Source organism: Micromonospora sp. DT4, assembly GCF_049841675.1.
GTDB lineage: Bacteria > Actinomycetota > Actinomycetes > Mycobacteriales > Micromonosporaceae > Micromonospora.
Genome location: NZ_JBNCKT010000030.1, coordinates 1 through 13,922, shown reverse-complemented (window position 1 = coordinate 13,922; position 13,922 = coordinate 1). Strand labels below are relative to the sequence as shown.

Here is a 13,922-nt window from a genome sequence, read left to right as displayed (position 1 = left end):
CGTCAGGACGACACGGCCGACTGTCCGCTGCGGCTGCCCGTCCCTGCGACCTGCCCCGGCCGAGGCGTCAGCACGCGGGGACCGGCCTCGGTGACCGCGACGGTGTGCTCGGAGTGGGCCGAGCGCGAGCCGTCCGCGGATCGGATCGTCCAGCCGTCCTGGTCGAACTTGATCTTGTCGGTGGTGCGACAGAACCACGGCTCGATCGCGACCGTCAGGCCGGGCTTGAGTTTCATGCCCCGACCGGGACGGCCGTTGTTGGGCACGTGCGGGGCCTCGTGCATGGTCCGGCCGATGCCGTGCCCACCGAACTCGTTGTTGACCTGGTAGCCGTAGCGGTGGGCGACCTCGCCGATGGCGGCGGAGATGTCGCCGAGCTGGTTGCCCGGCCGCGCGGCGTCGATGCCGGCCTCCAGCGCGACCTCGGTGGCCTCGATCAGCTTCAGGTCGGCCGGGGCGGGGGTGCCGACGACGACGGACAGCGCGGAGTCGGCGGCCCAGCCGTCGATCTGGACCGCCATGTCGATGCTCAGCAGATCACCGTCGCGCAGGACGTAGTCGTGCGGCAGTCCGTGCAGCACGGCGTCGTTGACCGAGAGGCACAGGACGTTGCGGAAGGGCCCACGACCGAACGACGGCGTGTAGTCCCAGTAGCAGGAATCGGCGCCCCGCTCCCGGATACGGCGGCGGGCGTGGTGCTCGATGTCCAGCAGGTTGACGCCGACGGCGGCCACCCCCCGCAGCTCGGCCAGCAGTTCACCGACGAACTGGCCGGTCACGGCCATCCGATCGATCTCCGCGGCGGACTTCAGCTCGATCACGATCAATCCTCCCCATCCGATGCGGTATAGTTATACCACGTGGCGCGAGAGTCCAGCGGGTCGACATTGCCGGTCCACGAGGGCGGAACTATCCTGCTCACATGGTTCGGCCACCGCTCACTCCGGAACAGATCGCCGCGGGGCAACGCCTCGGCGCGGCGCTCCGGGTCGCGCGGGGCAGCCGCAGTCTCGTCGAGGTCGCCCTAGCGGCCGGCATCTCACCGGAGACCCTGCGCAAGATCGAGGTGGGTCGGCTTCCGGCGCCCGCGTTCGGCACCGTGGTCTGCCTCAGCGAGGTCCTCGGTGTCGCGCTCAGCGACCTCGCCGAGGTGTGGCTCGCCGACCTACGCGTCCGCGAGGCGTCCTGAGCGCTCGATCGGAGACGCGGGTGGCCTTCTGCCGCGGGAGGTGAGCGACCGATGAGCAGCAGCGCCCTCGACATGGATCCCGAGGACCTCCGTGATGTCGCTCGCGACATCGACACGGTCGCGAACCGCCTCCACGCGGTCCGAGCCCTGGTCGCCGACGAGACGTCCCCTGCCTCCGTTGTGGAGTGGATCGACGAGCTACCGCGGATCACCGAGGAGCTGCGTCAGGCCGCCGACGCCATCCGTACCGTCGTGGGTTCGGTAGCGGCCACCGACGACGAGATGGCGCGCCGGTTCGCTCGCCGTGGTGACGGATGACGACCGACGACACCGCGGCCCTGCCCTATGCGCGGTTGGTGGCCGCGCCGCCGACGGGCGACGCGGACCGGGGCGAGCGATGGAGGCAGGCCGCGCAGGCGCTCGGCGAGGCAGCCGACGATCTCCGGCGGCTGCATCGCCTGCTGGCCGGTCACTGGCGGGCCGGATCGGGCCAGCAGGACACCGACGAGGTCCTCCGATGGCTGGTGCGCCACCTCGACGAGGCGCACGACGCGTACACCCGGATCGCCAGCGCGGTCACGGCTCGCGACGACGACCTGACCCGGGCGCGTCGGCTCGCTCTCGCGGCGGCCGCCGAGGCACGCCTCGCGGGTCTCGTCGTCAACGGCGAGGGCGAGGTCGTTCCCGCATCGGATTCGGCCACCGCGCCGATGGCGGTGCGTGCGACCGCGAGCCGGCTGACCGCCCGGATCGCCGAGGCGACGGCCCAGGCGGCGGCCGCCGAGCGGCGCGCATCCGAGGAGTACGCGGACATTCCCGCGCCTCGCCCCCGCTGACCCGCAGCGGTGGTCAGCCCGGACCGACCAACGCCGTCTGGATGAGCTGCTGACCGTCGCTGCGGCGCACGAGCGTGCCACGACCCGGCGGCTGCGGACTGGGCCGCAGGCTGCCCACGACGGCACCCTCCTCCCGGTTGCCAGACATGAGCAGGAGAGGCGAGTCGAGTTCGCGCAGGCGTTGCAGGACCGGCTCGTAGAGCGCGCGGGCCACACCACCGACCCGGCGCGTGACGATCAGACGCAGGCCGATGTCGCGGGCCTGGGGCAGCAGCTCGAGCAGGGCGCTGACCGGGTTGCTGCCGCCCGAGGCGACCAGGTCGTAGTCGTCGATCAGGACGAAGAGGTCCGGCCCCTTCCACCAGCTCCGCTCGCGAAGCTGGGCGGCGGTCACCTCCGGGCCGGGCAGCCGGTGCTGCAGGGCGCCGCGAATGGACATCATGCTCTCGCCGAACACCTTGTTCGACGCCGCGTAGTCGAGCAGGTGCTCCCCCTCGACCGCACCCAACAGGCTCCGCCGGTAGTCGGCGATCACCAGTCGGGCCTGGGCCGGCGTGTACCGCTCCACGATGCCCCGGGCGATCAGCCACAACAGATTGCTCTTTCCGCACTCGGCGTCGCCGAAGACGGTCAGGTGCGGCTCGACGGCGAAGTCGAGGTTGACCGGCGCCAGCGCGGACTCGTTGACCCCGATGGGCAGCCCCGGCATGGACCTGTCGACGACCTTGGCCAGCTCGGCGACGGTCAGCTTCTGCGGCAGCAGACGTACCTTCGGGGCCGCAGGGCCCGGCCAACTCGCCGCCACCTGCCGCGCCAGCGCCACCGACGCCTCGCCGAGGTCCTCGATGTCCTGCCGCCCGTCGATGCGCGAGAGCGCGGCAAGGAAGTGCAGCTTGTCGGGCGTCACGCCGCGACCGGGCGAGCCGGCCGGCACGTTCTGCGCCGCGCGCCGATCGATCTCCGACTCGGCGGCGTCGCCGAGTCGAAGTTCGAGTCTGGTGCCGAGGAGATCGCGCATGGCGATCCTGATCTCTGCCCAACGCACGGCGGTGACCACCACGTGGATGCCGAAACCCAACCCCCGGTTGGTCAGGTTGGTGATGGTCTGTTCCAGCTCCTCGTAGTCCTGACGCAGGGTGTTCCAGCCGTCGACGACCAGGAAGATGTCACCGAACGGGTCATCGGGGAACTCGCCGGCCGCCCGCCGACGCCGGTAGTCGGCCACCGAGTCGACGCCCTCGCGCGCGAAACGGGTCTCCCGGTCGTCGAGCGCGGCGACCACCTCGGCCACCGTCCGGCGGACCCGCTCGGTGTCCCGCCGCACGGCCACCCCGGCCACGTGCGGCAGCTCCGCCAGGCTGCGTAGCGCGCCACCGCCGAAGTCCAGGCAGAAGAACTGCACCTCGCGTGGGGTGTGGGTGAGGGCGAGTGCCGCGATCATCGACCGCAGCAGGGTGCTCTTGCCGCTGAGCAGGCCGCCCACGATCACCACGTTGCCGCCCGACCCGGCGAGGTCCACCATCATCGGCTCACGGCGCTGCTCGTAGGGGCGGTCCACCACGCCGACCGGCACGGTCAGCCGACCTCGGCTGGACCACTCCGCGGTGCACAGCCCGAAACGCGGGTGCAGGCTCAGGGGTGGCAGCAGTTCACCCAGGGTCGGCGGCTCGGCCAGCGGCGGCAGCCAGACCTGGTGCGCGGGGAGCCCACGGCCACGTAGCCGATTCACCACCAGGTCCAGCACCGTCACACCGGATTCCGCCAGGGCGGCGCTCGGGTCGGCATCGCCCATGCTGGGCGGCCGGGACACGTAGGCCGCCCGGAACCGCACCATCGTGGAATTCTCGGTCTTCAGGTAGCCGTGCCCCGGCGCGTTGGGCAGCTCGTGCGCGTACGGCACGCCGAGCACGATCCGGCTCTCCACCGCCGAGAAGGTCCGCAACCCGATCCGGTACGACAGGTGCGTGTCCAGACCGCGCAGCTTGCCCTCCTCCAGGCGCTGCGAGGCCAGCAACAGGTGCACACCCAGCGACCGACCCAACCGACCGATCATCACGAACAGGTCGATGAAGTCCGGCTTCGCCGCCAACAACTCGCTGAACTCGTCACAAATGATCAACAAGCTCGGCATCGGCGCCAACGGCTCCCCCGCCGCCCGCGCCTTCTCGTACTCGAACCGCGAGACATAGTTACCCGCCGCCCGCAGCAACTCCTGCCGGCGCACCATCTCACCCGCGAGCGCGTCACGCATACGGTCGACCAACGGCAACTCGTCGGCCAGGTTCGTGATCACCGCACTGGTGTGCGGCAACGCCTCCAACGAGGCGAACGTCGCGCCACCCTTGAAGTCCACCAGGACGAAGTTCAGCTCCTCCGACGGGTGGCGCGTCGCCAGCGCCGCGACGATCGTCCGCAGCAGTTCGCTCTTGCCGGAACCGGTCGCGCCGATGAGCAGACCGTGCGGGCCCATCCCCGCCCGGGCCGACTCCTTCAGGTCCAGCAGGACCGGCTGCCCGTCCAGCTCGAACCCGATGGGCACCCGGAGGTGCTGCTCAGAATTCACGGCGGCGGCAGCGCCCTCGAAGGCCGCGAGCGCTGCGTAGTCGACGAATCCGAGGATCTCCAACGCCTCGTCCCGGGACTCCCAGGCGCCTCGCGCGCCGTGGGATCGGGACACCGGCGGCAGCCCCCACGCCTGGGCGATCATGGAGATCATCGGCGTCGCGCCGTCGGAGACCGCGACGCCGAACTCCGCGCCGAGGTCCGGGTCGACGTCGGTCACGGTCAACTCGGGGAGGGCGATGCGGAACGTGCGCCGCCCCTGGATGGCCCAACCGGGCATCGACAGGGGCAGGCGGGCGGCATGGTCCGGGTCGACCATCGACTCCCGTGGTTCCGACAGGCGAGTCTCGATCCGTAGCTGCGGCAGCTCGATCAGCTCCTGCGGAATGGAACGCCAACTGCGCTCGACCACCGCGAGGTGGAACCCGTACCCCAGGCCCTTGTTGGCCAGCTCGACGACCCGCCCGGTGAAGTCGGGTTGCAGCGCGACGAAGTCCTGCCACCGGTCCACGACGAGGAAGATGTCCGGCTGCGGGCCGGCGTCCAGGCTGCCGCGCCGCGCCCGGAGACTGGCCGGCGACTCCAACTCGTGCTCACGGAACAGGCGCTTGCGTCGCAGCACGTCGTCCTCGAGCTGGCTCAGCAGCTTGCCCAGCTCGACCACCTGGTCGTCACCCAGGACCGTCTCGACGTGCGGCAGCTTCCGCATCGGGCCGAGCCAGTTGCCACCGGATTCGAGGCAGTGGAACACGACCTCGTCGGCCGAGTGGGTGAGCGCGAGCCCACTGATGATCGTACGGAGGAGGGTGGTCTTGCCCATTCCGGGACGCCCCACGATCAGCAGGTGCCCCTCCGACGAGGCGAGGTCGAGCGTGACCGGTTCCCCGCTCGGCTGGTCGATGCGGTGGTGCAGGCCGACCGGCACCTTGAGCGGTCCACGCTGACGCCACTCGACGGCGCACAGCTTCACGTCCTCCCGGGCCCGCAAGGGGCCCAGCAGATCACCGAGACGCGGATCGCGAGGGTCGCGTGGATCGCGTGGGCGGTGATGGCCGTCGCGGGACAACGCGATGTGCACCTCGCTGCTCGCGCGACCGAACTGGCACGGAGACTGCTCGCTCGTCCGCTTCGGCAGCTCCAACTGCACGTACCGCCACAGGTCCTCGGGGGTGATCCGGCCCCGGCCGGTCAGGTCGGCGGCGCCGGTGCTCAGGCCCTCGATGATCGTCTCGGTGAAGGCGGAGCGTTGCCGCGGTGTGGCAGCCGTTGCCGGCTGCCCGTCGACGGCACGCTCGACGGCGTTGGTCGCGGTGATGACGTAGCGGCCGTCGCCGGTCTTCAGCTCCCCGTCGAGGTCGAGATCCGCCGGAGACTTGGCCTGGTCGAAGGCGCCGCTGTAGCAGCAGTCGAGCAGGAGGACCGAGCTGGCGGCCTCGGACTCGTCGAGCAACTCGTGCACGAAGGACGCGGAGATCGACGTCGACGACAGGCAGTCGACCTCGGTGTTGGCGACCGCCAGGTAGAGCCGGCCCCGCCTGCCGCGGCGGATACCGTGCCCGGAGAAGTAGAGCAGGATCAGATCTTCCGGCCCGGCGCTGCGCAGCATCGTCTCCATCGTGCGCTCCACCGAGCTCTTCGACTCGTTCTCCAGCAGCACGGTGCGGTCGAAGGCCCCGATGTTGGCGTCGGCCAGCAGACTCTGCAGGTCACGAGCCTCCTCCCGCGGCGCGTAGAGGTCGGCCAACGAGTCGTCGATGTAGCGGTCGTTGGCGATGAGCAGAGCCAGGCGCTGTCCCACCGTCTACCCCCGGTCACCGCCCGGGCGCTCGCCCGGGGCTATCGCGGCCTGGTCGGGGTCGGACGGGGCGAGGGCCGCGTCGGACCGGTGCGGCGTCTGGATGATCCGTGCCAGCTCGGCGACGAGGAGCGGATCGTCGATCCGGGTGCTTCCCGTGATCACCAACTCGGTCTCTCCGCTGCGTACGGTGATCGACCGTGCTCTGGTCCGTTCGGTGTAGGCGATCGCGACCTGGACGATCGCGCGCATCGTGGTGGCCGAGAAGAGGCCGCCCACCACCAGCATTCCCAGCTCCCACGCCTCGGGTGACTTCGTCCCCGGACCGGGCGCGGGACCGGATGCCGGGGTCACCCGTAACCGGGAAACCGCCCGCAGGTCCTCGGCGAATCCCTGGGTGAGGGTGTCGAGTCGTTCGGCGGCCATCGGGTGCTGCGGTTCCACGACCATCGTCAGCTCCACCGCCGCCACCCCTTCCGGCACCCGTCCGCTCACCCTCCACATTCAACACCAGGCCGACACCTCGCTCATTCCCCGAACAGGGGCGCGGCGACGCGGCGACCCGGGCGGCGTTCGGGGAGACCACCGACTGACATCTATGGACAGGATGGCCTGTTAACGCTAACGTAACGACGGCCGTCGATAACCGACCGTCACCGGGCCCGCTACCTGCTGGTCCTGGCTGCGCGGTCGACGTCGTTCGCGGCGCGGGCGGGTGGAGCGTGGCCGGCACGGGACGGCCCGAGATCACCACCGGGCGACCCGTGCCGAGGGCCGGACGATGGATGCCTGACCACGGGCGCCCGCGGGTCGGCATCACCCTCTGCGGCCAGGAGCCGTGGCCGTCGATCGGCCTCCGCCCGTCTGCTCCACACCACAGCCAACGTCACCGCCGGCCGCCGCGACCCCGGGCCGGGTCGTGGGCGGCGACCGTAACGCCGCGTACCCGTCTCCCGTGGTCCACCGACCACACCGTCCGCACGTGCCTGCCCGGCGCCGGACGGCCCCGGCGTCGCCGTACGCGCCCGCGGACCGGGCCCTGGCCCGCCGTTCCCCCTGCTCAGAGTCCGGGCCCGAGCAGGGGGAGCGGGTCGCGTTCCAGCACACCGTCAACTCTCACCGTCAAGGAGAGCACGTGCGACTCAGAAAACTCCGCCACCGGCGTCCGGCGCTCGCCGCCGTGGCCGCCACACTCGTGCTCGTCGGTGCCGCTGCCATCCAGACCGGCGCCTCGGCGGCCGCGGCCGGATGCCAGGTCACCTACGTGGTCAGCTCCCAGTGGCAGGGCGGCTTCGGCGCCAACGTCACCATCACCAACCTGGGAGACGCCGTCAACGGGTGGCGGCTGACCTGGAACTTCGCCGCCGGCCAGACCGTCACCCAGCTCTGGAACGGCAGCTACACCCAGGCGGGCAGCCAGCTCACCGTCACCAACGCCTCCTACAACGCCGGCATCCCCACCAACGGCAGCACGAGCTTCGGCTTCAACGGCAGTTGGACCGACAGCAACCCGACCCCGGCCTCCTTCGTCCTCAACGGCACGACCTGCAACGACGTGGTGGATCCGACGACGCCACCGCCCACCACGCCACCTCCCACCACCCCGCCTCCGACGACGCCACCGCCCACCACGCCACCGCCGACGACTCCGCCACCCACCACCCTGCCGCCGCCGACCACGCCACTGCCCTGCGACATCTACACGGCCGGCGGCACTCCCTGCGTCGCGGCGCACAGCACCACCCGCGCCCTGTACGCCTCCTACAACGGTTCGCTCTACCAGGTGCGCCGTTCGTCGGACAACACCACCCGCAACATCGGCGTGCTCAGCGCGGGCGGGCGGGCCAACTCCGCGACCCAGGACAGCTTCTGCGCGAACACCACGTGCGTCATCACGGTGATCTACGACCAGTCGGGGCGCGGCAACAACCTCGGCTACCAGGGAGCCGGGGGCATCGGTGGCGCGGTACAGCCCGCGGTCGCGACCCGGGAGTCGTTGACGGTCGGCGGGAGCAAGGTCTACTCGCTCTACATCAACGGCAACAGCAGCTACTGGCGTGACGGGCACCTGACCGGCATCCCGACCGGCGCCGCGCCCGAGGGCATGTACATGGTGACCAGCGGCACGCACGTCAACAGCGGCTGCTGCTTCGACTACGGCAACAGCGAGACCACCCGCCGCGCCGACGGTCGAGGCACGATGGACGCCATCTACTTTGGCACGAGCTGCTGGTTCGGTGGCTGCTCCGGCAGCGGCCCGTGGGTGCAGGCAGACCTGGAGTGGGGTCTCTACCCGGGTGGCAGCAGCTCGTGGAACCCGAACCAGCGGGCGTTCACCAGCAAGTTCGTCACGGCGACGCTCAAGAACAACGGCACGTCCCGCTTCGCCATCAAGGGCAGCAACGCACAGTCCGGCAACCTCTACACGCTGTGGGACGGCTCCCTGCCGTCCGGCTACAGCCCGATGAAGAAGCAGGGCGCGATCATCCTGGGCAGCGGCGGGGACTGCTGCATCGACAACTCCAACCAGAGCGTTGGGACCTTCTACGAGGGTGCCATGGTCGCTGGCTACCCGTCCGACGCGACCGAGAACGCGGTGCAGGCGAACGTCGTCGCCGCCGGCTACCGCTGAGAGTGCGTGGCCGCCGCCCCGCCTCACGGCGGCGGCCACGACCGGGTCCGCACGCGCCACCTGGCCCGGCCCGGCCGGGAACGGTCCCGAGCCGCGCGGGAAAGGACGTCCGGAGCGGTCGTCCGGGGGCGACGTCCATTCGGGCGCACGACATCCGCCGCGCGTCGCCGGCGGCTGCTGACAGGTCCTTGACGTCTGACGACTCGCCGACGGGCTCCCGGACGGCGCAACCTGTCCGGGTGTGAACCCGCGCGCGGCAACGCCAACCGGCGGCAGGCATCATGGCGGTGTGAACTCAACCCTCGCCGCCCTGCTCGGCTCCGCGATCACCGCCTGCGCCTCACTTCTCGTCGTGTGGACGCACAGCCGGGTCAAGCGGCGGCAGCGCGAGCGGGCCGAGCTTCAGCGGGCGTACGTCCTGGTGCTGTCCGGCGCGTTACGCCTCGCGCACAAGGCCGAGGCGTTGCGGCAGACCAGGTACTGGCGTTCGGGCCTACCGGAGGCGGGCAACGACCTGCTCGGCGGGCACAGGCCGCTGGGGCCGATGGTGCTGCACGACTGGCTGGCCCGGGACATGGTCACCGTGGAGGCTGCCTGGTCGGAGATCTGGACGCGCGCGGATCAGGACGGCATCGCGCTCGCCAACGGGCTCATGACCGCGTTCAACGCCGTGCTGGCCGCCGCGTTGCAGGCCAGCGGCAGGGAGCCGTTCGAGGCGTCCGACGAGATGACGATCGCCAGCCGCCGCCTCGGCGAGGCACGTCGACAACTCGCCCTGCACGCCCGTCGGGTCGCCAAGCTTGGCCCGCGCGACATCGACCTGTTCACCGAGCGCGAGTACGGCGTACCGGTGGGCTGATCTCCCTCTCGGTGGCGGGAAAGGGCACGTACGCGTGGTAGCCGTTGGCCGGGTGCGCTGCCAGCTCCGCGATCTCCACAGGCGTCTCGATTCAGTCACTGTCGCGGAGGGGCCGCCACCGTCCGTGACGGTGGCGGCCCGTTGGTGCGCTCGGACGTCAGCGCCGCTCGGGTGCCCCCTTCGCCGCAGCCTCCGTGGAGACCTGGTCGAAGGCGGGCGCCCCGTCGACCGCGTCGGCAGCCACCGCCGCCGACGTGGCCGCGTCCGGCAGGTCGAGGCTGGTCCGCAGGGTTACCGGCCGGAGCAGGAGGGCGGCGATGACGCCGACCACCCCGCGACCACCCGGGCGACGACCTGCTGGAGGTCGTGCGGACCGCGCTCACCGAGGTCGCTCCCCCGCCGGCCGCAGAGCCGGCGGGGGACTCGACGTCCTGATCGCCGTCAGCGGTAGCCGGCGCCCACCACGTTGGCCTGGACCGCGTTCTCGGTCGCGTCGGACGGGTAGCCAGCGACCATGGCACCCTCGTAGAACGTTCCGGCGCTCAGGTTCGCGCCTCCGTCGGGCTTGCAGCAGTCGCCGCCGCTGCCCAGGATGATCGCGCCCTGCTTCTTCATCGGGCTGTAGCCGGACGGCAGCGAGCCGTCCCACAGCGTGTAGAGGCTGCCCGACTGTGCGTCGCTGCCCTTCATGGCGAAGCGGGACGTGCCGTTGTTCTTCAACGTCGCCGTGACGAACTTGCTGGTGAACGCCCGCTGGTTCGGGTTCCACGAGCTGCTGCCACCCGGGAACAGACCCCACTCCAGGTCCGCCTGCACCCACGGGCCGCTGCCGGAGCAACCGCCGAACCAGCACTGCTTGCCGAAGTTGATGGCGTCCATCGCGCCGGCGGCGTCGGCCTTGCGGGTCGTCTCGCTGTTGCCGTAGTCGAAGCAGCAGCCGCTGTTGACGTGCGTGCCGCTGGTCACCATGTACATGCCCTCGGGCGCGGCGCCGGTCGGTACACCGGTCAGGTGCCCGTCACGCCAGTAGCTGTTACCCGGGTTGATGTAGAGCGAGTACGCCTTGGCGCCGCCCACCGTCAGGGACTCCGAGGTCGCGGTGGCCGGCCTGCTCTGCGGCGAGCCCGGGACCACGCTCGATCCCTGGTACCAGAGGTCGTTGCCGTGCCCGGACTGGTCGAAGACGACCGTGATCACGCACGACGTGCCGGAGCAGAACGAGTCCTGCGTCGCCGCGTTGGCGGTGCCGCCCGTGCCGGTCAGGCCGATGTTGCGGGTGGTGTTGTCCGACGAGCGACGGACCTGGTAGAGGTTGCCCGCATACGTCTCGTAGAGGGCTCGCGTCGTGCTGTGGGCCGCCACGCACGGGGTGCCGCCGGAGGCGTAGATGTCGCACGGGCGCGCGCCGCCCGGCGGCGGGGTCGTGGGCGGCGGGGTGGTGGTCGGCGGGGCGGTCGGCGAGGTCCACTGTTGGTTGGCGCCGCCGTTGCAGGCCCAGAGGATCAGCTTGGTGCCGTTCGCGGTGGCCGCGCCGTTGGCGTCGAGGCACAGCCCGGACTGCACACCGGTGATGGTGCCGTTGCTGTTGACGTTCCACTGCTGGTTGGTCTGGCCGTTGCAGTCCCAGATGATCGCCTGCGTGCCGTTGGTGGTACCCCGGCCGGAGGCGTCCAGGCACTTGTTGCCGTACACCGAGAGCTGCTTGCTCGACGTCCAGGTCCAGGTCTGGCCGGCCGCGCCGTTGCAGTCCCAGAGCTGGGTCTGGGTGCCGTTGGTGGTGCTGGAGTTGGGGACCTCGGCGCATCGACCGGACGGGACGCCGACGATGGTGGTGCTCTGCCCCGGGACGATGGCCGCCGCGATGGCGGCGGCCTCCGCGGCGGACGTCGAGGCGCCGGCCGTCGCGCCGACGGCGACGAGGGCGAGGGCGAGGGCGAGGGCGCCGGCCACCGCGCCGGCCAGGCCGGCCAGGCGCGGGAGGCGACGTCTCGGGATGGGATCGCGGGCCAGGCCGGGCCCGGTGGGGGACGGGGTACGCACGGGGGTGGCTCCTCGGAGTCGTGGCAGCGCACGGGGTGTGCCGACGCGCCGCAGGGGTGGTGGCGGGGCGGGCGAATCGATTCGTAGCGATCGTATGAGTGCGTTTTGATCAGTGTCAATGAAAGCCCGGTCGACGGGATTCCGGCGGTGGCCGCCCGTGCCGGCGGCCACCGCCGGGGCTCTCGCGTGCTGCCTACCGCCCCCAGATCCGCCAGGTCTGGTTCAGCGGGCTGCCCTGGCTAACGGCGTTGCAGGGCCACTGGATGACCGATGCGCGGGCCGCCGTGGAGACCCCGTTGACGTCGACGCACTTGCCGCTGTGCCGGGCCACGAGCTGGTAGTCGTGCGAGTCATTGCCGGAGTAGGTCACCTTCCGGAGAGCGAACTGCTGGCTCGTCCCGTCCTGGCAGGTCCGCTGGATCACCGCGGCGGAGTTGGCGGTGGAAGCGCCGCTGACGTCGAGGCACTTGCCGCTCTGCTGGTTGACCACCGTGTACGTGTTGGCCACGCCGGCGACCGGCCGGAAGTTCCAGAGCTGCTGGTCACCACCCTCGCAGTAGAACTGCTGCTGGGCGTTGCCGTCGACGGTGCTCAGGCCGGTGTTGTCCAGGCACTGCTGGGAGTGCTGGGCCACCGCCACCGACTGGAAGCCCGCGTCGGAGGGCGGCAGCAGGGTCACCGTGTACGTGTCGTCTTGGTTGCCGTACGGCAGGTTCACCGTGACGTTGTTGTTGGAGACGTTGACGACGGTGTTCGAGACCGTGACCGGCCCCTGCACCGCGCCACCGCCGTTGTACGGGATGCGCTGCGTGAGCACCCGCACCTGGTTGTTCTGCACCACGCCACTCGTCGTGTCGAGACGTTGCAGGTTGACGGCCAGGTTCCCGGTCGTACGACCACCGCCGACAAGGACCTTCGCCACCCCGCTCGCCTTCGTGGCGTACGCGTCGTAGGACTGGCTGCCGGTCACCGCCACGATCTCCCCGGCCTGGGAGGCGTAGTAGCGGTAGACCCACCACTCCCCCTTGGGCTGGTGCTGACCGGCCGAGTTGCGGACCAGCAAGTTGCCGAGATCGTTGTGCAGGTTGCCGGCGCTGGCCCAGTTGGCCCGCAGACCGTCCGCCCCGGCCCGCTCCAGACGCGAGATGTACCAGGCGCCGTCGGCCGGATTCTGCTCGTTGGACGCCCCGTACTCGTTGATCTGGTACGGGCGGGGATGCGGGATGCCGCGCGGGGCGAGGGTGGCGTTGGCGGCCGCGACGTTGGCGACCGGGTCGCCGGGCAGGGAGTGCCAGCTGACGATGTCCGGCACGGTGTTGGTCGAGCGTACGAAGTCCAGGTACTGGTTCCAGAACGCGTGCGAGGTCGACGGCACGCAGGCGCAGCTCGGCCCGACGATGAGCTGGTTGGGGAACTCCGTGCGAAGCCGCTGGTACGTACGCCGCCAGAGTTCGAGGTACTGGGAGATCGGCCGGTTCCAGAAGATGGTGATGTTGGGTTCGTTCCAGATGTCCCACTGCACGGACAGCCCGGACGCCCGGACGTCGCCGATGACGCGGGTCAGGAAGTTGTCGTAGTCCGTCCAGTTGCCGTTGTTGCCGGGGAAGCGCGAGATACCGGCGCCGTCCGCGCCCCACAGGTCGTGCGGCAACAGGATGAACTGCCCGCCCAGGGCGACGGTCCGGCGTGCCTGGGCGAGGGTGGCGCTCCAACGGCGGTCGTAGTTCCCGCCGACCCAGCCGCTGCCGGGCAGTTGGGCGCCACCGGCGCGCATGTAGCGGAAGTTGACGTCACGGTAGAAGTGGTCGGGCGGGCCACTGGCGTTCTCGGTCATGCCGTAGATCCATCCGGACGCACGGTAGGTCGGCGTGCCGGTGGTCGTGGAGAAGTTCACGCTTATTGACCAGTAACCCAAAGGTGCCGTGATCGTTGTCCGTGTATGGGTGTTGCGGTACGTGATGCGCGGCGGCTTTCCCCGGCGGCGCAAGAGGATCTGCGTCGTCGGGCGG

11 protein-coding genes are annotated in these 13,922 nt (G+C 70.7%); 5 read left to right on the top strand and 6 right to left on the bottom strand.

Annotated elements, in window-relative coordinates; genetic code table 11:
* Window positions 1-2: 2 nt before the first annotated feature.
* Window positions 3-821 (bottom strand): type I methionyl aminopeptidase, encoded by an 819-nt coding sequence (map, locus tag ACLQ24_RS11755; protein ID WP_425891139.1) that lies wholly within the window; start codon window positions 819-821, stop codon window positions 3-5.
* 101 nt (window positions 822-922) lie between these two features.
* On the opposite strand from map, the gene ACLQ24_RS11750 reads away from it, so the two are divergent.
* Genes ACLQ24_RS11750 through ACLQ24_RS11740 form a run of 3 tightly spaced genes read left to right on the top strand, consistent with a single transcriptional unit; the run spans window position 923 to window position 2,025 of the window.
* Window positions 923-1,189 carry a helix-turn-helix domain-containing protein gene (locus ACLQ24_RS11750; protein ID WP_234582878.1) on the top strand — a complete coding sequence of 89 codons (267 nt, stop codon included), beginning with the start codon at window positions 923-925 and terminating at the stop codon, window positions 1,187-1,189.
* A 51-nt stretch (window positions 1,190-1,240) separates the two neighbouring features.
* Window positions 1,241-1,507 carry a hypothetical protein gene (locus tag ACLQ24_RS11745; protein WP_425891137.1) on the top strand — a complete coding sequence of 89 codons (267 nt, stop codon included), beginning with the start codon at window positions 1,241-1,243 and terminating at the stop codon, window positions 1,505-1,507.
* Window positions 1,504-2,025, top strand: a complete 522-nt coding sequence (locus ACLQ24_RS11740; protein ID WP_425891135.1) for a hypothetical protein — start codon at window positions 1,504-1,506, stop codon at window positions 2,023-2,025. The genes ACLQ24_RS11745 and ACLQ24_RS11740 overlap by 4 nt, the downstream gene beginning before the upstream one ends.
* 13 nt (window positions 2,026-2,038) lie before the next feature.
* Here the strand turns inward: ACLQ24_RS11740 and eccCb are convergent, their stop codons facing one another.
* Both eccCb and ACLQ24_RS11730 read right to left on the bottom strand, forming a co-directional pair.
* Window positions 2,039-6,385: a type VII secretion protein EccCb gene (eccCb, locus tag ACLQ24_RS11735; RefSeq protein WP_425891133.1), complete on the bottom strand. Its 4,347-nt coding sequence runs from the start codon at window positions 6,383-6,385 to the stop codon at window positions 2,039-2,041.
* A 3-nt stretch (window positions 6,386-6,388) separates the two neighbouring features.
* Entirely contained in the window at window positions 6,389-6,877 is a 489-nt protein-coding gene (locus ACLQ24_RS11730) for a hypothetical protein (protein ID WP_425891131.1), read from the bottom strand.
* 640 nt (window positions 6,878-7,517) lie between these two features.
* Here ACLQ24_RS11730 and ACLQ24_RS11725 point away from each other — a divergent pair.
* Window positions 7,518-9,014, top strand: coding sequence for an arabinofuranosidase catalytic domain-containing protein (locus ACLQ24_RS11725; RefSeq protein WP_425891129.1), 1,497 nt, complete (start codon window positions 7,518-7,520; stop codon window positions 9,012-9,014).
* A gap of 289 nt (window positions 9,015-9,303) precedes the next feature.
* Complete coding sequence (locus ACLQ24_RS11720; protein ID WP_425891127.1) at window positions 9,304-9,873, top strand: hypothetical protein; 570 nt, start codon at window positions 9,304-9,306, stop codon at window positions 9,871-9,873.
* A gap of 157 nt (window positions 9,874-10,030) precedes the next feature.
* On the opposite strand, the gene ACLQ24_RS11715 is transcribed toward ACLQ24_RS11720, so the two are convergent.
* The 3 genes from ACLQ24_RS11715 to ACLQ24_RS11705 all read right to left on the bottom strand — a co-directional run bounded on the left by ACLQ24_RS11715 (window position 10,031) and on the right by ACLQ24_RS11705 (window position 13,828).
* Window positions 10,031-10,204 carry a hypothetical protein gene (locus ACLQ24_RS11715; protein WP_425891125.1) on the bottom strand — a complete coding sequence of 58 codons (174 nt, stop codon included), beginning with the start codon at window positions 10,202-10,204 and terminating at the stop codon, window positions 10,031-10,033.
* 110 nt (window positions 10,205-10,314) lie between these two features.
* Window positions 10,315-11,913 carry an arabinofuranosidase catalytic domain-containing protein gene (locus tag ACLQ24_RS11710; RefSeq protein WP_425891123.1) on the bottom strand — a complete coding sequence of 533 codons (1,599 nt, stop codon included), beginning with the start codon at window positions 11,911-11,913 and terminating at the stop codon, window positions 10,315-10,317.
* Between the two features lie 193 nt (window positions 11,914-12,106).
* Window positions 12,107-13,828, bottom strand: a complete 1,722-nt coding sequence (locus ACLQ24_RS11705; RefSeq protein WP_425891195.1) for an RICIN domain-containing protein — start codon at window positions 13,826-13,828, stop codon at window positions 12,107-12,109.
* Window positions 13,829-13,922: the final 94 nt, after the last annotated feature.